This window comes from Streptomyces sp. NPDC042002 (genome assembly GCF_055588305.1).
This window is the reverse complement of the sequence record NZ_JBVJCT010000006.1, coordinates 116946-136828: the sequence shown is the minus strand read 5'-3', so window position 1 is coordinate 136828 and position 19883 is coordinate 116946. Positions and strand designations below refer to the sequence as shown.

Sequence of the window (19883 nt, the reverse complement as noted above, 5' to 3'; positions counted from 1 at the left end):
CGGACGGCCGCGCCCGGCCCGGCGGACCCGGCGGACCGTGCCGTCACACGGGCGCTCCTGCGGGCATCGCCGCGAGTGTCACCACAGGCGTTACCGCGGGTGGTTCCGCGGACATCACCCTGGGGGTACCGCGGGTGTCACTGCGGGTCGGGGCCCACCGCGACGGGGCGGTTCCCGTCCTGGGACCACTCCGACCACGAGCCCACGTACAGTGCCGCGGGAACGCCGGCCACGGCGAGGGCCAGCACCTCATGGGCGCCCGAGACCCCGGAGCCGCAGTACACGCCGACCTCGGACGCGGACGTCACGCCGAAGGACTTGAAACGGTCCGCGAGTTCGGCCGACGGCAGGAACCGTCCGTCCTCCGTGACGTTCTCGGCGGTCGGCGCGGAGACGGCGCCCGGGATGTGCCCGCCGACCGGATCGATCGGCTCGACCTCGCCCCGGTACCGCTCCCCCGCGCGGGCGTCCAGCAGCAGCCCGGTGCGGGCGAGCGCGGCAGCCCCGTCCGCGTCGAGCAACGGCCGGGCACCGAGTGCCGGTACGAACGTTCCACGCGTCGGCGAAGGGACCTGCGAGGACACCGGTCCGCTCCAGGCGGCGAAGCCGCCGTCAAGTACGCGTACCGACGGATGACCCGAATAGCCCAGCAGCCACCAGGCACGCGCGGCGGCCCAGCCCTGCCCGCCGTCGTACACAACGACGTCGCGGTTCTCGGACACTCCCGCGGCCCGCATCGCCGCGCCGAAGGCCACGGGGTCGGGGAGCGGATGCCGGCCCGCCGCACCGGCCGGACCAGCGAGTTCGGAATCCAGATCGACGAAGACGGCACCGGGAATGTGCGCGTTCTCGTATTCGGAGCGCAGGTTGGGGCCGCCCAACCGCCAGCGGACGTCGAGGAGGACCGGCGGGTTCGGCCCCGCCAGGTCACTCGCGAGTTCGGGTGCCGTGATGATGGCGTTCATGGCCACCATCCTTGCGCACGGGGTGGCCGCTTCGTCCATGTCGGGCTACTCTGCTCCGCCGGACAGGTCCGATCACGAGGCGTATGGGATCGGGCACATGCTGTACAACTGATGGACACTACGCGGCAATCACCCCGAAACAGATGAGAAACGGCAGATCGGGCGCCCTCCGTCCGCGCACCGCCCGACGGCGGCGCGGCCCGGACCCACGGACGACCGGTGGTGCGAACATCGGCAGGGGGCGCGCACGCACGCGACTGAGTACGCGTGTCCGCAAGCGGAAGGTGACCGGCCACCGCGAGGGGCCGAGAAGAGAGTGACGATGACCGAGGCACGGGAATCGGCCGGCCCGAACGGCACCACACACGCTCGACGCACGCCCGGCACACCCTGCTGGGAGAGCCTGATGGTGCATGAGATGGCCGCGACCCAGGACTTCTACGGAGCGCTGTTCGGCTGGGAGTTCCAGCCTGGCCCCCCGCAGCTCGGCCCGTACGCGCGGGCCCTCCTCGACGGCCACGAGGTGGCCGGAATCGGCCAGTTGCCGCCCGACCGGCACCTGCCGATCGCCTGGACGCCCTACTTCGCCTCGGCCGACGTCGACCAGACCGCGGAGACGGTACGGCACAGTGGCGGCACCGTCGGCGTGGGCCCGATCGACGCCGCCGAGGCCGGCCGCCTGGCGATCGCCTCCGACCCGTCGGGCGCCGTCTTCGGCATCTGGCAGGTGGCGGCCCGTCTCGGGACGGAGATCACGGGCGTGGCGGGCACCCCGGCGTGGAACGAGCTCGTGACGCGCGACACCGAGAGCGTCGTCAAGTTCTACCAGGGGGTCTTCGGCTACGAACTGGAGCCGACGGTCTCGGCCGACTTCGACTACGTGACGCTGCACATCGACGGCCGGCCGGTGGCCGGCATCCACGGCGTGGGGAACGCCCTGCCGCGCGACCGGGGCCCGCACTGGCTGACGTACTTCGAGGCCGCCGAACTGGACGACACCGTACGCCGCGTCACGGAACTCGGCGGGCACCTCCTGCGGGCGGCCCACGACTCCCCGTACGGCCGCGTGGCGACGGTGGCGGATCCGGAGGGCGCGATGTTCTCCCTGATCCATGCCGTCACCTGACTCGGTGAGCCGTCCGGCCTGACGATCCGACGCCGGCCCAGGCATCGGGCTCAGGCGCCGGACCTCGGACAACGGTCTCCGGGAACAGGCTTCAAACCGAGGCGATCGGCAGGACGTCGGGGGACAGGGCACCCGCGTGGGCCGTGGCGGCTGTCATACGGCGGCGGTGGTGCCGGCGGCACAGGACCTCGTAGCCGATGTTCTCGGGCTGGTTGACGTCGCCGACGACGACCTGGGCACCCTCGACGACCATCTCGCCGCCCACGGTGCGGGCGTTGTGCGTGGCGCGGGCGCCGCACCAGCACAGGGCCTCGACCTGGAGGACCTCGACCCGGTCGGCCAGTTCGACCAGGCGCTGGGAGCCCGGGAAGAGCTTGGAGCGGAAGTCGGTGGTGATCCCGAAGGCGAACACGTCGACGCCCAGGTCGTCCACCACGCGGGCCAGTTGGTCGATCTGCGCGGGGGCCAGGAACTGCGCCTCGTCCGCGATCACGTAGTCCGCCCGGCCCCCCTGCGAGAGGTGGTCGACCAGATAGGCGTACAGGTCCTGGTCGTCCGCCACCTCGACCGCGTCGGTGACCAGGCCGAGGCGCGAGGAGAGCTTGCCCTCGCCCGCTCGGTCGTCGCGCGTGAAGATCATGCCCTGCAGACCCCGCGCCGAGCGGTTGTGCTCGATCTGGAGAGCCAGCGTGGACTTCCCGCAGTCCATGGTTCCGGAGAAGAACACCAGCTCGGGCATGGGGAGTTGAGCACCTTTCGGCAACGAGGACGAGGGGAGGGAGGGCGTCAGGAGCGTACTTGGAGGAGGGGTACCAACTGCTCGGCCGGGGTCATCGAACCGTGGTTGCCGACCATCAGCGACTCCTTCGGCTCCCGCTCGGAGGCGATGATCAGGACATCGTCCCGGGCGGCCGCGATCACGTCGCCCAGCCGGGCGTACACCCGCTCGTCGATCCGCGGGCCGAACCAGCCCGCGTCGATCGCCTCGTCGCGGGAGGCGACCCAGAACTGCTCGCCGAGGACCTCGCGCCAGCAGGTCAGCACGTCCACCTCGGCGCCCGGGACCGCGTACACATGGCGGGCGCGGCCCTCGCCGCCCAGCAGGGCGACCCCGGCGCGCAGCTCCCAGTCCTCGTCGAAGTCGATGCGGTGCTGCTCGTCGAACGGGATGTCGATCATGCCGTGGTCGGCCGTGACGTAGAGCGCCGCGCGTGGCGGCAACTGCTCCGCGAGGCGCTGGACCAGACGGTCGACATACATCAGCTGGCCGCGCCAGGGGTCCGAGTCGACACCGAAGCGGTGGCCCTTGCCGTCCACCTCCGCGTAGTACGTGTAGACCAACGAGCGGTCCCCGGCGGCCAGTTGCTCGGCGGCGAGGTCCATGCGCTCCTCGCCGGACAGCCGGCCGTGGAACGTCCCGCCGCTCAGCGCGATCTTCGTCAGCGGTGTGTTCTGGAAGGTCGGCGAGGAGACCTGGGCGGTGTGCACGCCCGCCGCCTCGGCCAGCTGGAAGACCGTGGGGTAGGGCTGCCAGGCGCGCGGCTCGGTCCACGGGTTCCAGCGGAGCTGGTTCATCAGCTCGCCGGTGGCGGGGTTGCGCGCCGTGTAGCCGGGCAGGCCGTGCGCGCCCGGGGGCAGGCCGGTGCCGACGGAGGCGAGGGAGGTCGCGGTGGTGGCCGGGTAGCCCGCGGTGATCGGACGCCCCGTGCCGCCGCGCGAGGACGCGAGGAGCGACGTCATGAAGGGTGCTTCGTCCGGGTGAGCCTTGAGCTGCTCCCAGCCGAGACCGTCGATCAGGAACACGCAGTTCCGGTCGGCTTCGGTCAGCTCGGGTATGACGGCGGTCGCGCCGGGCACGGACATGCCCGCGGCGAGCGTGGGCAGCAGGTCGGCCAGTGAACCGGCGCCGTACTCGGGGACGGGCGCGGAGTCGAGGGCGAGGGGTTCCGGGTGGTCCCAGGTGGGCAGGGCCATCAGCGGGCGACGTCCGCGGTCGCCTCGGAGAGGGACTGCGCGAAGGCGAGGGCCTGGCGGACGGTCTCGGGACCGTCCCCCGCCTCGCTGACCCGCAGGCTCAGATCGTCCGCCGTCGAGCTGCCGGTGTAGCCGTGATCCGCCTCGCAGTTGGGGTCACCGCAGGCGGCCGGCTCCAGGTCGATGCGGGAGACGGCGCCCCAGCCGATGGTCAGGACCACTTCGCGGGGCAGCGTGCCGGGCGTGTACGACTCCGGGTTCGCGACGACGCGGCTGACGACGACCGAGGAGATCCGGCCGAGCTTGACCGATTCCGTCGAGGTCGTGGCGTACGGCGTCGGGGACGTGGTGTCCGCGTTCTGCTCGTCGGTGTGGCTCACGATGAAGCGGTTGCCGGTGAGGACGAGCACGGTGACGTGCCGCCTTACCTCGTTCGCGTCGAACGTCGTCTCCTGGTGGACCAGGTACGACCGGATGGTCTCGCCGCCGATCGCGGCCTCCACCGCCTCGGCCACGAGGGCCGGGTAGTAGCCGCTGCGCTCGATCGCCGCTCGCAGCCCCTGGGTCGTCGTACTGGTCTTGGCCATGCCGTCCATCCTACGGGGGCCCACTGACTGCGAGGCACCGCTCGCGTGGGTCTGTCGTGGACGGAACAGATCGAATCGGGGACGGCGACCGGTGCGACGCGGGCCAGGCAGGGGCCACGGCGTGGATGCGACGGCCGGGACGGGACCGGCACGAGACGACTCAGACGACGGGCAGTCTCCGGGGGCCGAGGTCGTCCCGGAGCGGGGCGCGGGCCAGTCGTACCGTGGCGCCCAGCACGCTCAGGCCGGCCGGGGCGACCACCACCGGCTCCAGCGAGACCGCGACGACCTCCGGGTGGTCGTCGACCAGCCGGGACACCCGCAGCATGAGCTCTTCGAGGGCCCCCGTGTCGACCGGCGCGGACCCCCGCCAGCCGAACAGGAGCGGTGCCGTCCGAATCGACCGGACCAGGGAGGCCGCGTCCCGGTCGGTGACCGGAATCAGCCGGTGCGCCGTGTCCCCGAGCAGTTCGGAGGCGGCTCCGGAGAGTCCGAAGGAGAGCACCGCACCGGCCGCCGGGTCGATCACCGCGCGGACGAGCGTGTCGACACCGCGCGGCGCCATCCCCTGAACGACCGGGCGCAGCACCGTCGGGGGCCCGAAAAGCTCGGTCAGTTCCGCGTACGCCCGGCGCAGCTGTTCCTCGTCCGCCACGTCCAGCCGTACGCCGCCCAGGTCGGCGCGGTGCCGCAGGTGCGGGGCGGTGGTCTTGAGGGCCACGGGGTAGCCGATGGCCCGCGCGGCCGCGACGGCGTCGTCCGGAGTGGGGGCGGGCAGGGCACGGTGCACGTCGATGCCGTACCGCCCGAGCAGCGCCGCCGTCTCCTCGCCTCCCAGGGTCAGCCCCTCCCCGCGCGTGAGGAGGCCGTCGATCAGCTGAGCGGCTCCCTTCTCGTCGATGTCCTCGTATTCGGGCACCTTGCCGGGCTCGCCGGCGTCCAGGCGCCACTGGGCGTACTTGACGGCTTCGGCGAGGGCGCGGACGGCGCGTTCGGCGGCGGGGTAGGCGGGGATGAGCCGGGAGTCCGGGGCGGGCGCGGGACGCACCGCGGTGGGCGATCGGTCCGAGGGGTGGAAGCGGGCGCCGGGCACCGCGCCCGGTGCCGCCTCGGGGGCCTGGGGCGCGGTGCTCGCGGCGGCGGACAGCGCCTCGGCGAGTCCGCCCAGTTCGACGTGCACGACGAGCACGGGTTTCGCCGGGGCCGCCAGGGCGGAGGACCGCAGCGCCTCGGCGAGCGCCGCGTCGGCGGCCGAGGTCTCCCCCAGGGCCGGTATGGCGGTCACGACGACGGCGTCACAGCCGTCGTCGGCGAGGGCCTGCGACAGCGCCCGGTGGAAGTCCTCCGCCGAGGCCGCCGTGGTCAGGTCCCGCGGCGGCAGCGGCCTGAGCCCTTCGGCGAGACACGCGTCGTACGTGAGCAGCCCCAGTGACTCGGAGTTCCCGAGGATCGCCACGCGGGGTCCTCTGGGGAGCGGCTGGCGGGCCAGCAGCAGGCCCGCGTCGACGAGTTCGGTGATCGTGTCCACCCGGATCACTCCGGCCTGGCGCAGCAGCGCGGACACGGTGGCGTGCGGCAGCCGTGTGGCCCGTACGGCATGCCCCTGGGGAGCGGCCCCGCCGTGCCGCGCCCCCTGGACCACGACCAGCGGCTTCGCCGCCGCCGTCCGCCGTGCGAGGCGGGTGAACTTGCGCGGGTTGCCGATGGATTCGAGGTACATCAGGGCGACGTCGGTGTCCGGGTCGTCGTACCAGTACTGCAGTACGTCGTTGCCGGACACGTCCGCCCGGTTCCCGGAGGAGACGAAGGTCGACACGCCGGTCACGCCGGTGACGCCGCCGCCGCGCCGGTGCAGCCGGGACAGCAGGGCGATCCCGATGGCGCCGGACTGCGCGAACAGGCCGATCCGTCCGGGACGGGGCATCTGCGGCGCGAGTGAGGCGTTCAGACGCACTTCGGGGGAGGTGTTGATGACCCCGAAGGCGTTGGGCCCGATGATGCGCATCCCGTACGTGCGCGCGTGCCGCACGAGTTCGCGCTGGCGTTCGCGTCCCTCGGGACCGCTCTCGGCGTATCCGGCGGAGACCACCACGAGCCCCTGCACGCCGTGTTCGCCGCATTCCGTGACGACGTCGGGGACGTGCTCGGCGGGCACGGCGACGACGGCGAGGTCGACGGGCTCGGCGATGTCGCGGACGGAGCGGTGGGCCGGGACTCCGTCGAGTTCCTTGTCCTGGAGTGCGGCGTTCACGGCGTACAGCCGTCCGGTGAATCCGGCGTCCCGCAGGTTGTCGAGGACGCTGCGGCCGACCCCGCCGGGCTCGCGCCCGGCGCCGATGACGGCTACCGAGCCGGGGGCGAGCAGCCGCTGCACGGACCGGGCCTCGGCACGCTGCTCCCGCGCGCGCTGCACGGCAAGGGACCGGTCGGTGGGTTCGAGGTCGAACTCGAGGCGTACGACGCCGTCCTCGAAGCTGCGCTTCTGGATGTAGCCGGCGTCCGTGAACACTTTGATCATCTTGTTGTTGGCGGGCAGCACCTCGGCGGCGAAGCGGCGGATGTCCCGTTCGCGGGCCACCGCCGCGATGTGTTCGAGCAGCGCCGAGGCCACGCCGCGACCCTGGTGGGCGTCCTGCACGAGGAAGGCGACCTCGGCCTCGTCGGCGGGCGCGGACGCGGGCATCCCGTCGGCGTCGATGCGGTCGTAGCGCACGGTGGCGATGAACTCGCCGCCCACCGTGACCGCGAGGCCCACCCGGTCCACGAAGTCGTGGTGGGTGAAACGGTGGACGTCCTTGGCGGACAGCCGCGGATACGGCGCGAAGAAGCGGTAGTACTTCGACTCGTCGGACACCTGCTCGTAGAAGCTGACCAGACGCTCGGCGTCGTCCACGGTGATGGGCCTGACGCGTGCGGTGCCGCCGTCGCGCAGCACCACGTCGGCCTCCCAGTGAGCTGGGTACTCGTGCCGGTCCGACGAGGTCTGCATGGGGCCCAGAGTACGGCTCGCGTACGACAACGGCGCGAGGCAGTCTGAGGGTGACGGACGCCGGAGCGGGGCCGCGGACCGACACCGCGGCGGGCGGAACCCGGGACCGTCCGGGCATGCCTCACGATATGGAACACTGGTCTAGACAACCTGGAACACCCGAAGGGCAGCATCACATGGCTGAGCGCCGCGTCAACGTCGGCTGGACCGAGGGCCTCCACGCCCGCCCCGCCTCCATCTTCGTCCGGGCCGCCACGGCCTCCGGCATCCCCGTGACGATCGCCAAGTCCGACGGCAACCCCGTCAACGCGGCCTCCATGCTCGCGGTCCTCGGCCTGGGCGCCCAGGGCGGCGAGGAGATCGTCCTCGCGTCGGACTCCGAGGGCGCGGACGCCGCTCTCGACCGTCTGGCGAAGCTGATCGCCGAGGGACTCGACGAGCTCCCCGAGACCGTCTGAGCCCACGAGGCACCCAGGACACACGCGGCTGGGCCGCGCCGCCCTTCCCCCGGGTGGCGCGGCCCAGCCGTTTTCCGTACTCCGCTCAGGAATTCTCCCGGTGACACGCGGGGCCCTCGTGCCGTGGTCCCGGGAATAGCGCGCGCCGAAATTCCGGACACGCGAATAAAAGGGCATCAGAAATGAGGCCCTGCCGAATATCCCTCTTTGTATACGGCGCCCGTGTTAATGACGCAGGCCCGTCATGTTTACGGGATGTTGCGAACTTCTCACACGGTCCGGCCGCTCGCCGCCGGGAAATCGGAGCCGGTGCACGGCCGTCGCGCGCTCGGTGTGCAGCGCCGTGATCGCGCGGGCCCGCTCGCCGTCGCCGCGGGCGACCGCGTCCACGATGCCGCCGTGCTCGGCCCAGGACTCCGCGGGGTTGGCCGGCGCCTCCACCGAGTACATCCAGGCGATCTTGTGCCGCAGCTGGGCGAGCGTGGAGGTCAGCGCGGGACTGCCGGACGCCTGTGCGAGCGTCTCGTGGAACCAGCCGCCCAGCGAGCGCAGATCCTCGCTGTGGCCCCTCCTGGAACGCTCCTGGCCCAGCCTGACCAGGCCTCGCAGCACCTTGAGGTGGGCCTCCGTACGCCGTTGGGCGGCCCGCGCGGCGCCCAGCGGTTCCAGCAGCATGCGCATCTCCAGGAGGTCCGCGGCCTCCTGCTCGGTGGGTTCCGCGACGCACGCGCCCGCGTGCCGGCGGGTGACCACGAAGCCCTCGGCCTCCAGGGTGCGCAGCGCCTCGCGCACGGGGACGCGCGAGACGCCGTAGCGCCGCGCGAGCAGTTCCTCGGTGAGCCGGCCGCCGCGCTCGTAGACACCCGCGACGATGTCGTCACGGATCGCCGTGCATACCGAGTGCGCCGGAATACGCATGACCGACCTCCGCTTTAATCCCCGCGAAACGCCATCGATTGACGCTTGTTCAGTGACTCTATTGCAGGAAGCCTGAATTTCCGATGGCGGGCCTGAATCCATGGATATTTTTTGGACAGACGGCCTCCGGAAACGATGATGCCCCGGCTCGGTGAGCCGGGGCATCGAAAGCGGTGAAGAAGCCGCGAAGCGGTCGTCAGACGTTGACTCCGTGCGAGCGCAGGTACGCGACCGGGTCGATGTCCGAGCCGTACTCCGCGGTCGTACGGGCCTCGAAGTGGAGGTGCGGTCCGGTGGTGTTGCCGGTGTCCCCGGAGAGGCCGATCTGCTGCCCCGGAGTGACCGCCTGCCCCACCGACACCCCGATGGACGACAGGTGGCCGTACATGGTGTACGTGCCGTCGTGCATCTTGATCACGACTTGATTGCCGTAGGCGCCGCCCCAGCCGGTCGTGACGACGGTGCCGGAGCCGACGGTGTGGACCGAGGTGCCGTACGCGGCGTGGAAGTCGACGCCGGTGTGGCTGCCCGAGGACCAGAGGCTGCTGCTGGCCTGGTAGCCGGTGGAGATGTACGAACCGGTGATCGGGATGACGAACGTGTTCAGGCGCTTGCGCTCGGCCTCACGGGCGGCGCGCTCCTTGGCCTCGCGGGCCTTCGCGGCCTGCTCCGCGGCGTGCTTGCGCGCGGTCTGCTCGGCCTGCTTCCGCGCGGCGGCCTCGTCGGCGGCGCGCTGCTGCGCGAAGGCCTGGGCGTCGATCTGGTCGGCGACCGAGTCGCCGAGCGTGACGGCCTGGGTCAGCCCGGTCTGCTCGACGGAGGATTCCGCGGCGAACGCGGGGGCGGCCAGGGTTCCGATCACACCGGTGGTGGTGAGCGCCGCGACCCCGACGGCGGTCTTGGTCGTGCTGTGCACGCGGCTCTGACGACGATGCTTGCCGGTGCCACAAGAGAACGCCATGTAGGGGCTGATCCTTTCCTTCCCTCTCGCCTACCGGGTTAGCTGACGGGTTCGGAGCAGGAAGGTCTCCTACGGACCCCCTCCGGGGAGGGCGTCCGATTCACCCCAGGGACTACGTGTGGGTCCCCGGCTCCCCTGACTCGCGCCATAGGGGGACTCGGCGATGACTGTCCGGTGCCGCGGGCGCGGCGCACTGCGTGACGAACAGCCGGACCGACGCTAAACGCGGCATCATTCGAACAACAAACAGATCACGATTTTTGTAACGCATCCCACAGAGCAGAAGGGCAACTCCCGCACGAATGCGGACATCTTGGGGGCGGGGTCCGGGAAAAGAGAAGGCCCTGGCGACTCTTCAGTCATCAGGGCCCTCTTCGGTCGCACGGGCTCTACTCGGCGGCCACCACGCTGACTTCACCGATTCCGAGGGCCCTGACCGGCTCCTCGATCTGTGCCGCGTCGCCCACCAGGACGGTCACCAGACGGTCCATCGGGAACGCGCTCACGGCGGCCGCGGTGGCCTCCACGGTGCCGGTGGCGGCCAGTTGCTGATAGAGCGTCGCCTGATAGTCGTCCGGCAGGTGCTGCTCGACCTGGTCCGCGAGCGTGCTCGCGACGGCCGCCGCCGTCTCGAACTTGAGGGGCGCGACACCCACCAGGTTCTGCACGGCGACATCGCGCTCCGTGTCGGTCAGCCCTTCGGCCGCGAGGGTGCGCAGCACCTTCCACAGGTCGTCGAGCGCCGGACCCGTGTTCGGGGTGTCCACCGAGCCGCTGATGGCGAGCATCGCGACGCCCGTGCCGTCCGGCGCGGAGCGCAGGACCTGGCCGAACGCCCGTACGCCGTAGGTGTAGCCCTTCTCCTCGCGCAGGACGCGGTCCAGGCGCGAGGTGAGGGTGCCGCCGAGGCAGTAGGTGCCGAGCACCTGGGCGGGCCACACGCGGTCGTGCCGGTCGGCGCCGACCCGGCCGATGAGCAGCTGGGTCTGGACGGCCCCGGGGCGGTCGACGATGATCACGCGGCCGGTGTCGTCGGCGCTCACCGGCGGCACGGGGCGCGGCTCGGCGGACGAACCCGTCCAGGAGCCGAGCGTGTCGCCGAGCAGCTCGTCGAGGTCGACACCGGTCAGGTCGCCGACGACGACCGCGGTGGCCGTGGCCGGGCGTACGTGCTTCTCGTAGAAGGCGCGTACGGCCGCCGAGTCGATGTTCTGGACGGTCTCCTCGGTGCCCTGGCGCGGACGCGACATACGCGCGCTCGCCGGGAACAGCTCCTTGGAGAGCTCCTTGGCGGCACGACGGGCGGGGTTGGCCGTCTCGTGCGGGATCTCGTCCAGCCGGTTGCGCACCAGCCGCTCGACCTCGCTGTCCGCGAACGCGGGGGCCCGCAGGGCGTCGGCGAGCAGGCCCAGGGCCTTGGCCAGGCGCGAGACGGGCACTTCGAGGGACAGCCGTACACCGGGGTGGTCGGCGTGCGCGTCGAGCGTGGCGCCGCAGCGCTCCAGTTCGGCGGCGAAGTCCTCGGCCGAGTGCTTGTCGGTGCCCTCGGAGAAGGCGCGCGCCATGATCGTGCCGATGCCGTCCAGGCCCGCTGGCTCGGCCTCCAGCGGCGCGGCGAGGATGACCTCGACGGCGACGACCTGCTGGCCGGGGCGATGGCAGCGCAGCACGGTCAGACCGTTGTCCAGGGTGCCGCGCTCGGGGGCGGGAAACGCCCACGGCTTGGGCCGGCCGCCCTGGGGCTGCGGGTGGAAGTCCATGGTGGCGAGCTCGGTCACTTCGCCGCCTCCTCGTCGGTCTCGTCGGCGGAGTCAGCCGCGTCGGCGGCTTCGGCGGTGGTCGGCTCGTAGACGAGCACCGCGCGGTTGTCGGGGCGCAGGCGGGCCTTGGCGGCCTCCTGGACCTCCTCCGCCGTGACGTCGAGGACGCGCTGCACGGCGGTCAGGGCGAGCTGCGGGTCGCCGAACAGGACGGCGTACCGGCACAGTTCGTCGGCACGGCCCGCGACGGTACCGAGCCGGTCGAGCCACTCGCGCTCCAACTGGGCCTGCGCGCGCTCCATTTCCCCGGCCGTGGGGCCCTCCTCGGCGAACCGGGCGAGCTCCTCGTCGACGGCGGCCTCGATGACCGGGACCTCGACGTCACCGGACGTCTTCACGTCCAGCCATCCCAGGGAGGGCGCTCCGGCGAGCCGCAGCAGGCCGAAGCCGGCCGCGACGGCGGTGCGGTCACGGCGTACGAGCCGGTTGTAGAGCCGGGAGGACTCGCCGCCGCCGAGGACGGTGAGCGCCAGGTCGGCCGCGTCGCACGCGCGCGTGCCGTCCTCCGGAAGCCGGTAGGCGGCCATCAGGGCGCGCGCCGGGACGTCTTCCTCGACGACCTCGCGCAGCTGCTCGCCGATGACGTCGGGCAGCGAGCCGTCCCGCGGGGCGGGCTTGCCGTCGTGCCCGGGGATGGAGCCGAAGTACTTCTCGACCCAGGCGAGCGTCTGCTCCGGGTCGATGTCTCCGACGACCGACAGGACCGCGTTGTTGGGCGCGTAGTTGGTGCGGAAGAACGCGCGGGCGTCCTCCAGGGTGGCCGCGTCCAGGTCCGCCATCGACCCGATCGGGGTGTGGTGGTAGGGGTGGCCCTCGGGGTACGAGAGCGCGGTGAGCCTCTCGAACGCGGTGCCGTACGGGACGTTGTCGTAACGCTGCCTGCGCTCGTTCTTGACGACGTCGCGCTGGTTCTCCATGGACTCGTCGTCCAGTGCCGCGAGCAGCGAGCCCATGCGGTCGGCCTCCAGCCAGAGGGCGAGCTCCAGCTGGTGGGTGGGCATGGTCTCGAAGTAGTTGGTGCGCTCGAAGCTCGTCGTGCCGTTGAGCGAGCCGCCGGCGCCCTGGACGAGTTCGAAGTGACCGTTGCCGTGGACCTGCTTGGAGCCCTGGAACATCAGGTGCTCGAAGAGGTGGGCGAGTCCGGTCCGGCCCTTGACCTCGTGGCGCGAGCCGACGTCGTACCAGAGGCACACCGCGGCGACCGGGGTCAGATGGTCCTCGGAGAGCACCACGCGAAGGCCGTTGGCCAGGCGGTGCTCGGTCGCTGTCAGGCCGCCGGAGCCTGCCTCAGCTGTGGCCGTGTGACCCATGGGCATGTACGTCCCTTCGATCGCGGAACTGCGTCATTCCTGTCGGTCCTGCCACTGTATGCAAGCGCGCGGACGGCTGGCGAAGTTCCCGCACCTCGTACGCCGAGAGCGAGACTTACGCGTGTCCCTGACACACCCCGGAGAACCCTCCGAGAACCACCGCGGACGCGTTCGGGGGCCGCCGGGTACGGGGCTCGACGGCCGCTCGGGAGGGGTCTCGACGGCGCACGCGGAGCGCGCCCGGGGGGCGCTACGGACGGGTCGCGGTCGGCGTTGTCAGTGGGGCGGTCCACAATGGTGCGCGTCAGAACCCGTTCATGCCCCGGCAGAGACTGTGAAGGAGCCGCAGCAGCGATGGCCCGCCGCAGCACGAAGACCCCGCCGCCCGACGACTCGTACGAGGAGAAGATCCTCGACATCGACGTCGTGGACGAGATGCAGGGCTCCTTCCTCGAATACGCGTACTCGGTCATCTACTCGCGAGCCCTGCCGGACGCCCGCGACGGCCTCAAGCCGGTGCACCGTCGCATCGTGTACCAGATGAACGAGATGGGCCTGCGCCCCGACCGCGGCTATGTGAAGTGTGCCCGCGTCGTCGGCGAGGTCATGGGCAAGCTGCACCCGCACGGCGACTCGTCGATCTACGACGCCCTGGTGCGTCTGGCGCAGCCCTTCTCCATGCGGCTGCCCCTGGTCGACGGCCACGGGAACTTCGGCTCGCTCGGCAACGACGACCCGCCGGCCGCGATGCGTTACACCGAGGCCCGGATGGCCGACGCGACGTCGCTCATGACCGAGTCGATCGACGAGGACACGGTCGACTTCACGCCCAACTACGACGGCCAGGAGCGGGAGCCGGTGGCCCTCCCGGCCGCCTTCCCGAACCTCCTGGTCAACGGCTCCTCCGGGATCGCCGTCGGCATGGCCACCAACATGCCGCCGCACAACCTCGGCGAGGTCATCGCCGCCGCCCGCCACCTCATCCGGTACCCGGGCGCCGACCTCGAGACGCTGATGAAGCACGTCCCGGGCCCCGACCTGCCCACCGGCGGCCGGATCGTCGGCCTCTCCGGGATCAGGGACGCCTACGAGACGGGCCGCGGCACCTTCAAGATCCGTGCCACGGTGTCGGTCGAGGACGTCACGGCGCGCCGCAAGGGCCTCGTCGTCACCGAACTGCCCTTCACCGTCGGCCCGGAGAAGGTGATCGCCAAGATCAAGGACCTGGTCGGCGCGAAGAAGCTCCAGGGGATCGCCGACGTCAAGGACCTCACCGACCGTGCGCACGGACTGCGCCTGGTCATCGAGATCAAGAACGGCTTCGTGCCGGAGGCGGTCCTCGAACAGCTCTACAAGCTGACGCCGATGGAGGAGTCCTTCGGCATCAACAACGTGGCACTGGTGGACGGTCAGCCGCTCACCCTGGGCCTCAAGGAGCTGCTGGAGGTCTACCTCGACCACCGCTTCGACGTCGTGCGCCGCCGCAGCGAGTTCCGCCGCACCAAGAAGCGCGACCGGCTGCACCTGGTCGAGGGTCTCCTCGTCGCCCTCCTGGACATCGACGAGGTCATCCGCCTCATCCGCTCCAGCGACAACTCGGCGCAGGCCAAGGAGCGGCTGATCGAGCACTTCTCGCTCTCCGAGATCCAGACGCAGTACATCCTGGACACGCCGCTGCGCCGCCTCACCCGGTTCGACCGCATCGAGCTGGAGTCCGAGCGCGACCGGCTCAACGGCGAGATCGACGAGCTGACCGGCATCCTGGATTCGGACGCGGAGCTGCGCAAGCTGGTCTCCAGCGAACTGGCCGCGGTGGCCAAGAAGTTCGGCACCGACCGGCGTACGGTGCTCCTGGAGTCCGCGGGCAGCCCCGCCGCGACGGTCTCGCTCCAGGTCGCCGACGCCCCCTGCCGGGTCCTGCTGTCCTCCACGGGACTGCTGGCGCGTACGGCGACCGGTGACCCCTTCGGGGAGGATCCGGACGGCAAGCGCACCAAGCACGACGTGATCGTCTCCGCCGTGCCCGCGACGGCACGCGGCGAGATCGGTGCCGTCACGTCCCTGGGCCGCCTCCTCCGCCTGAACGTGATCGACCTCCCGCAGCTGCCCGAGACGGCGTCGGCGCCGAATCTCTCCGGGGGTGCTCCGATCTCGGAGTTCCTGTCCACCCTGGAGCAGGACGAGACGGTGATCTGCCTGACGACACTCGACGAGTCGTCGCCAGGACTGGCGATCGGCACGGCGCAGGGTGTCGTCAAGCGTGTGGTGCCCGACTACCCCTCGAACAAGGAGGAGTTGGAGGTCATCACCCTCAAGGACGGCGACCGGATCGTCGGCGCCGTCGAGCTGCGCACCGGCGAGGAGGACCTGGTCTTCATCGCGGACGACGCCCAGCTGTTGCGCTACCAGGCCTCGCAGGTCCGCCCGCAGGGCCGTGCCGCTGGCGGCATGGCGGGCATCAAGCTGACCGACGGCGCGAAGGTGATCTCGTTCACCGCGGTCGACCCGGCGGTCGACGCGATGGTGTTCACGGTGGCGGGTTCGCGCGGGACCCTGGACGACTCCGTCCAGACCACGGCCAAGCTGACTCCCTTCGACCAGTACCCGCGCAAGGGCCGCGCCACGGGCGGTGTGCGCTGCCAGCGGTTCCTGAAGGGCGAGGACTGCCTGTCGCTGGCCTGGGCCGGGCCGACGCCGGGACGCGCGGCACAGAAGACCGGCATGCCCGTCGACCTGCCGGAGATCGACCCGCGCCGTGACGGCTCGGGCATCTCGCTGGGCAAGCCGGTGTCGGTGGTGGCGGGCCCGGTGTAGTCCGCGGTCAGCCCTCCGGGTCCGGCTCCTGTACGTAGCGGAGGACGCCCCACATGCTGTGCTCATCGGCATGCGGGGCGTCCTCCTCGCACGCCTCCAGCTCCTTGGCCAGCGCCACCGTGTCGATTCCGGAACCGATGAGCACGAGCTGGGTCAGCCGGTCCTCCGCACCTGCCCAGGGCTCCGGATAGAAGCGCAGGAACCGGCCGACGGCATGTACGGCGTACCGGTTGCGGAGGTCCTGGACGCCGAAGTCGACGTATCCCTTGATCCGGTAGAGCCCTTCGGGCCTGCTGTCGAGGAACGCCATCAACCGCCTTGGCGCCAGCGGCACTTCGGAGCTGAAGGACAGGGATTCATAGGCGGAGTGCAGATGGCCGAGATGGCCGTGCTCCTCATGAGGGCCCTCCCCCGCGTCGCCTTCCTCGCCTTCCTCGTGATCGTGGAGATCGTCGAAGGACAGCTGTCCGATGCGCTCCTCGCTGGGCCTGCAGTCGAAGAGGAACTCCGGATCGACACGGCCGTACGTCGCGGGGACGACCGCGGCGCGGTCGGCGAGCTCCCGGACGGCGCCCAGCACGCGCTCGGGGTCGTCGGTCCGGTCGATCTTGTTGACGACGACGAGATCGGCGAGGGCGAGGTGCCGGTCGATCTCGGGATGCTTCTCGCGTGTGCCGGCGAACTCGGCCGCGTCGACGACCTCGACGAGCCCTCCGTACACGATCCCCGGGTGCTCGCTGGCGAGCACCATGCGCACGAGCTCCTGCGGCTCGGCGAGCCCACTCGCCTCGATGACGATGACGTCGATCCGGGCAGCGGGTTGAGCGAGCCGATCAAGATATTGATCAAGTTCACCGACATCGACCGCACAGCAGAGACACCCGTTGCCGAGCGAGACGGTGGAGTCGCCGAGCGCTCCGGCCACCGCCATCGCGTCGATCTCGATCGCCCCGAAGTCATTGACGACGGCTCCGATACGACTGCCACCGCTGCGGTGCAGGAGATGGTTGAGCAGCGTGGTCTTCCCGGAACCCAGGAAGCCGGCGAGAACGATGACCGGGATCTGCCGGGAACTCGACTGACTCACCACGCGCCCTCTCTGAGACCTGTGCGCGCACCGGCTCACGGGACCGGCGCTCACGCGGGGAATGAATGCCGACCCAGCATACGAGTGGGTGGAAACGCCCCGAAGTGAACGATTGTTAGCGGCGCTCGCGGGGCACACGTTGGACATGGCGCCGGTGGACGCGACCCGCACATCCCTCCGTGCGCCTCCTCTCCGCCTCCCTGCCGATCAGAGCCGCTCGGCAACACTGGGAGACGGCAAGCGCGCCGCCCACCGCTCGCCGGTCCGCTCCCTGTCGCCCCACAACCGACGACCGGCGGACGGTCGCCTGATTCGGGGGTTGACATGGCCACACAGAAAGCCAAAGTGCGTGGGTTGCGCTCCGCTGCCGCGGCAGCGGTCGGTCTGCTGACAGGGGCCGCCGTCACCCTCGTCAGGCAGCGAACCACGCTTGACGCGTTGCACGCGCGGATCGAGCTGCTCGAACAGGCCGCCCAGACCCAGCGACAGGCCAATCTCGCCCACCAGCAGCGGCTTCACTGGGAACTGTTGAGCAAGGCCATGGACGATCCCGAACTGGCCGAGGTGCTGGACGTGTACGAGGGGACCGTCTCCCCGAGGAAACAGCGCCAGTTCCTCTTCACCAACGCCTTGTACACCAACGCGCTCTGCTACTACCGCATGGGCAACATCACTCGCGAGGAATTCTTCGGCCTTGCCCGCGGGCTGCTCCAGCAGCCCATCTTCCGGGAGTACTGGTACGCGACACGCCCTCATCGGGCGACTCTCATCGGTACATCAGACGAAGCCCAAATCGGACTCATGGTCGAGGATCTCCTCGCACAACTGGATGAAACCGACACGGACGAGTGGTGGGTGGTGGGTGAACCACCGAGCGAGTAGCGCCTTTCGCCTGCCGCGCTCCGGCGCGAACACGTTCACCCGCGCCACTCTGGCGGGCGGATCACACGGTCGGGCGATAACGAACCAGTAAACCGTCACGTTTCCTCTGATGCCGACGGGGTTGACTACTGCGCAATCACGTATTGGGTCGATCCCCGTCGAACGTCGCTCCCCGCCGCCCGGTCCGAGGTCGCGGCCCCACAGGGCCGCATCGCGCCGCGCAGCAACAGCGCGCAGCAATCCCGCCTCGAGATCAAAGGGAATCAAGAACAGTGAGCCACATCATCCGTCGGATTGGCACCCCTCCAACCTTGCGAGGAAGCGTGTCAGGTGCCAATTGCCCAGACATTTTCGAACTGTCCGACGGAAGGTTCGCTGTGATCGGAACAGATGTCACCGAGACGCTCGACGCGGAACTTCCCGGCGACGCGTCCCGGGCCGACTACGAGAGAATCGTCGTGGTCTCCCGCGAAACCCTTATTCACGCGAAGGCGGATATTCCCGACGCATAGGTGACCGGACGCCGCATCCTCGCGCGAGTATCGGCACACCGTCACCTCGCCATGTGTTCGCTTTGCCCTCGGTGGCCCTGTTTTGCACGGCGTCTCTGTTCGGTGCTCGGCCACGGGACGACCCGCTCCGTGGCCTCAGGGTCACCGCACGAAAGGGTTCCGGAGCGACTGCCATCCGGGCCCGGCACCGACACGGTGCCGGGCCCGTTTCGATCCCGTCATCCGAGAGCGGGCACCATCACCGGCGGAACCGGCCCCACATATCGAGCCGCCGGGCGGATGATCTTCGAGTCCTCGGCCTGTTCCATGATGTTGGCGCTCCAGCCGACCGCTCGGGCGGCGGCGAACGTGGGGGTGAACATCTCGCGGGGCAGCCCGCAGAGTTCCATGACCACACCGGCGTAGAACTCCACGTTGGTGTGCAGCTCGCGGCCCGGCTTGAGTTCGGCCAGGATCGCCTCCACCTGCCGTTCCACTTCGACGGCGAACTCGACCAGAGGGCCGCCGAACCCCTGAGCCATGCCGCGCAGCATGCGCGAACGCGGGTCCTCCGTGCGGTAGACGGGGTGTCCGAAGCCCATGATGCGATCGCCGGCGAGGACCCGTTCACGGATCCAGGAGTCGATACGGCCGGGGGTCCCGATCGCGTCGAGCGTGTCCAGCGCCCGACTGGGAGCACCGCCGTGAAGAGGGCCGGAGAGGGCCCCGACCGCACCTACGAGGCAGGCCGCCACGTCCGCGCCGGTGGACGCGATCACCCGCGCCGTGAACGTTGATGCATTGAATCCGTGGTCAATGGTTGAGATGAGGTATTGCTCAACCGCACGAGCACGTGCCGCGTCCGGCTCCGAACCCGTCATCATGTACAGGTAGTTGGCGGCGTACCCCAGGTCCTCGCGCGGCTCCACCGGCTCCAGCCCCTGTCCGAGCCGGTACAGCGCGGTGAGCAGCGTCGGCACGGCCGCCGTCGCCGCGAGGCCGTCGTCGCGGCGCCGTCCGGCGTCGATGTCGTACACCGGACGGAATCCCCGCGAGGCTCCGAGCAGCGACAACGCGGTGCGCAGCCCGGCGAGCGGTCCCGACGGTCCGGTCGCCGCCGCGATCGCGGGCAGGGCGGCACGCACGTCGTCCGGCAGCCGGCGCAGCCGCGCGGTGCGCGCGGTGAAGGCGGCACGGCGAGCCTCGTCGGGCAGTTCACCGTGGGCCAGCAGATGCCAGACGTCCTCGAAGCCGCGGGTCTGTGCGAGATCGACCGCCGAGTACTGGCGGTAGTGGTAGAAGCCCTCCAGCCCTCTGACGTCACCCAGTTCGGTATCGGTGACGACGACGCCCGCGAGTCCTCGCGGCACGTCGACAGAGATGGACGCGGCCCTGTTGATCGGCATGTTTCCTCCCTGGACTTGATTCGACTGTCCATGCTTGACTCTATAACTGTCAATATTGATCCAATCAACTTACTGATCCACAGATACGGTGGCGC

At 70.5% G+C, this 19883-nt stretch carries 16 protein-coding genes and 1 riboswitch; of the genes, 5 read left to right on the top strand and 11 right to left on the bottom strand.

Features of this window, described 5'->3' with window-relative positions:
- Positions 1 to 137: 137 nt before the first annotated feature.
- A complete protein-coding gene (locus tag ACZ6KY_RS12205; protein ID WP_469310230.1) occupies positions 138 to 965 on the bottom strand; it encodes a sulfurtransferase in 828 nt (275 codons plus the stop codon).
- Between the two features lie 322 nt (positions 966 to 1287).
- On the opposite strand from ACZ6KY_RS12205, the gene ACZ6KY_RS12200 reads away from it, so the two are divergent.
- On the top strand, positions 1288 to 2091 hold the full coding sequence (locus ACZ6KY_RS12200) for a VOC family protein (RefSeq protein WP_469310229.1): 804 nt from the start codon (positions 1288 to 1290) through the stop codon (positions 2089 to 2091).
- A gap of 91 nt (positions 2092 to 2182) precedes the next feature.
- On the opposite strand, the gene ACZ6KY_RS12195 is transcribed toward ACZ6KY_RS12200, so the two are convergent.
- The 4 genes from ACZ6KY_RS12195 to ACZ6KY_RS12180 all read right to left on the bottom strand — a co-directional run bounded on the left by ACZ6KY_RS12195 (position 2183) and on the right by ACZ6KY_RS12180 (position 7641).
- On the bottom strand, positions 2183 to 2830 hold the full coding sequence (locus ACZ6KY_RS12195) for a thymidine kinase (protein WP_328552981.1): 648 nt from the start codon (positions 2828 to 2830) through the stop codon (positions 2183 to 2185).
- Between the two features lie 47 nt (positions 2831 to 2877).
- Positions 2878 to 4065: an alkaline phosphatase family protein gene (locus ACZ6KY_RS12190; RefSeq protein ID WP_469310228.1), complete on the bottom strand. Its 1188-nt coding sequence runs from the start codon at positions 4063 to 4065 to the stop codon at positions 2878 to 2880.
- Positions 4065 to 4652 (bottom strand): DUF5998 family protein, encoded by a 588-nt coding sequence (locus ACZ6KY_RS12185; RefSeq protein WP_261707673.1) that lies wholly within the window; start codon positions 4650 to 4652, stop codon positions 4065 to 4067. The genes ACZ6KY_RS12190 and ACZ6KY_RS12185 overlap by 1 nt, the downstream gene beginning before the upstream one ends.
- Before the next feature lie 160 nt (positions 4653 to 4812).
- Positions 4813 to 7641, bottom strand: coding sequence for a bifunctional acetate--CoA ligase family protein/GNAT family N-acetyltransferase (locus ACZ6KY_RS12180; protein ID WP_469310227.1), 2829 nt, complete (start codon positions 7639 to 7641; stop codon positions 4813 to 4815).
- A 176-nt stretch (positions 7642 to 7817) separates the two neighbouring features.
- On the opposite strand from ACZ6KY_RS12180, the gene ACZ6KY_RS12175 reads away from it, so the two are divergent.
- On the top strand, positions 7818 to 8099 hold the full coding sequence (locus ACZ6KY_RS12175; protein ID WP_469310226.1) for an HPr family phosphocarrier protein: 282 nt from the start codon (positions 7818 to 7820) through the stop codon (positions 8097 to 8099).
- A gap of 225 nt (positions 8100 to 8324) precedes the next feature.
- Here ACZ6KY_RS12175 and ACZ6KY_RS12170 read toward each other — a convergent pair whose 3' ends face one another.
- The 4 genes from ACZ6KY_RS12170 to ACZ6KY_RS12155 all read right to left on the bottom strand — a co-directional run bounded on the left by ACZ6KY_RS12170 (position 8325) and on the right by ACZ6KY_RS12155 (position 13108).
- Positions 8325 to 9017, bottom strand: coding sequence for a GntR family transcriptional regulator (locus ACZ6KY_RS12170; protein WP_469310225.1), 693 nt, complete (start codon positions 9015 to 9017; stop codon positions 8325 to 8327).
- 196 nt (positions 9018 to 9213) lie between these two features.
- Positions 9214 to 9978, bottom strand: a complete 765-nt coding sequence (locus ACZ6KY_RS12165; protein ID WP_469310224.1) for a M23 family metallopeptidase — start codon at positions 9976 to 9978, stop codon at positions 9214 to 9216.
- A gap of 12 nt (positions 9979 to 9990) precedes the next feature.
- Positions 9991 to 10151, bottom strand: a riboswitch (cyclic di-AMP (ydaO/yuaA leader).
- A gap of 216 nt (positions 10152 to 10367) precedes the next feature.
- The gene (locus ACZ6KY_RS12160) at positions 10368 to 11756 is read right to left on the bottom strand and encodes a M16 family metallopeptidase (RefSeq protein WP_469310223.1); all 1389 of its coding nucleotides are present in this window, start codon (positions 11754 to 11756) and stop codon (positions 10368 to 10370) included.
- Positions 11753 to 13108, bottom strand: coding sequence for a M16 family metallopeptidase (locus ACZ6KY_RS12155; protein ID WP_469310385.1), 1356 nt, complete (start codon positions 13106 to 13108; stop codon positions 11753 to 11755). The genes ACZ6KY_RS12160 and ACZ6KY_RS12155 overlap by 4 nt, the downstream gene beginning before the upstream one ends.
- A 354-nt stretch (positions 13109 to 13462) precedes the next feature.
- Here ACZ6KY_RS12155 and ACZ6KY_RS12150 point away from each other — a divergent pair, with 354 nt between their 5' ends.
- Positions 13463 to 15922 carry a DNA gyrase/topoisomerase IV subunit A gene (locus tag ACZ6KY_RS12150; RefSeq protein WP_469310222.1) on the top strand — a complete coding sequence of 820 codons (2460 nt, stop codon included), beginning with the start codon at positions 13463 to 13465 and terminating at the stop codon, positions 15920 to 15922.
- Between the two features lie 7 nt (positions 15923 to 15929).
- Here the strand turns inward: ACZ6KY_RS12150 and ACZ6KY_RS12145 are convergent, their stop codons facing one another.
- Complete coding sequence (locus ACZ6KY_RS12145) at positions 15930 to 17009, bottom strand: CobW family GTP-binding protein (RefSeq protein ID WP_469310221.1); 1080 nt, start codon at positions 17007 to 17009, stop codon at positions 15930 to 15932.
- A 324-nt stretch (positions 17010 to 17333) separates the two neighbouring features.
- On the opposite strand from ACZ6KY_RS12145, the gene ACZ6KY_RS12140 reads away from it, so the two are divergent.
- On the top strand, positions 17334 to 17891 hold the full coding sequence (locus ACZ6KY_RS12140; RefSeq protein ID WP_469310220.1) for a DUF6082 family protein: 558 nt from the start codon (positions 17334 to 17336) through the stop codon (positions 17889 to 17891).
- 272 nt (positions 17892 to 18163) lie between these two features.
- Positions 18164 to 18403: a hypothetical protein gene (locus tag ACZ6KY_RS12135; RefSeq protein ID WP_469310219.1), complete on the top strand. Its 240-nt coding sequence runs from the start codon at positions 18164 to 18166 to the stop codon at positions 18401 to 18403.
- Between the two features lie 218 nt (positions 18404 to 18621).
- Here the strand turns inward: ACZ6KY_RS12135 and ACZ6KY_RS12130 are convergent, their stop codons facing one another.
- On the bottom strand, positions 18622 to 19788 hold the full coding sequence (locus ACZ6KY_RS12130) for a citrate synthase/methylcitrate synthase (protein WP_469310218.1): 1167 nt from the start codon (positions 19786 to 19788) through the stop codon (positions 18622 to 18624).
- Positions 19789 to 19883: the final 95 nt, after the last annotated feature.

Coding starts and splice junctions, on each gene's coding strand:
- ACZ6KY_RS12190 (WP_469310228.1), bottom strand. CDS start 4,065: ATGGCCCTGCCCACCTGGGACCACCCGGAACCCCTCGCCCTCGACTCC.
- ACZ6KY_RS12150 (WP_469310222.1), top strand. CDS start 13,463: ATGGCCCGCCGCAGCACGAAGACCCCGCCGCCCGACGACTCGTACGAG.
- ACZ6KY_RS12130 (WP_469310218.1), bottom strand. CDS start 19,788: ATGCCGATCAACAGGGCCGCGTCCATCTCTGTCGACGTGCCGCGAGGA.
- ACZ6KY_RS12165 (WP_469310224.1), bottom strand. CDS start 9,978: ATGGCGTTCTCTTGTGGCACCGGCAAGCATCGTCGTCAGAGCCGCGTG.
- ACZ6KY_RS12155 (WP_469310385.1), bottom strand. CDS start 13,108: ATGGGTCACACGGCCACAGCTGAGGCAGGCTCCGGCGGCCTGACAGCG.
- ACZ6KY_RS12200 (WP_469310229.1), top strand. CDS start 1,288: ATGACCGAGGCACGGGAATCGGCCGGCCCGAACGGCACCACACACGCT.
- ACZ6KY_RS12185 (WP_261707673.1), bottom strand. CDS start 4,652: ATGGCCAAGACCAGTACGACGACCCAGGGGCTGCGAGCGGCGATCGAG.
- ACZ6KY_RS12180 (WP_469310227.1), bottom strand. CDS start 7,641: ATGCAGACCTCGTCGGACCGGCACGAGTACCCAGCTCACTGGGAGGCC.
- ACZ6KY_RS12170 (WP_469310225.1), bottom strand. CDS start 9,017: ATGCGTATTCCGGCGCACTCGGTATGCACGGCGATCCGTGACGACATC.
- ACZ6KY_RS12195 (WP_328552981.1), bottom strand. CDS start 2,830: ATGCCCGAGCTGGTGTTCTTCTCCGGAACCATGGACTGCGGGAAGTCC.
- ACZ6KY_RS12140 (WP_469310220.1), top strand. CDS start 17,334: ATGGCCACACAGAAAGCCAAAGTGCGTGGGTTGCGCTCCGCTGCCGCG.
- ACZ6KY_RS12175 (WP_469310226.1), top strand. CDS start 7,818: ATGGCTGAGCGCCGCGTCAACGTCGGCTGGACCGAGGGCCTCCACGCC.
- ACZ6KY_RS12205 (WP_469310230.1), bottom strand. CDS start 965: ATGAACGCCATCATCACGGCACCCGAACTCGCGAGTGACCTGGCGGGG.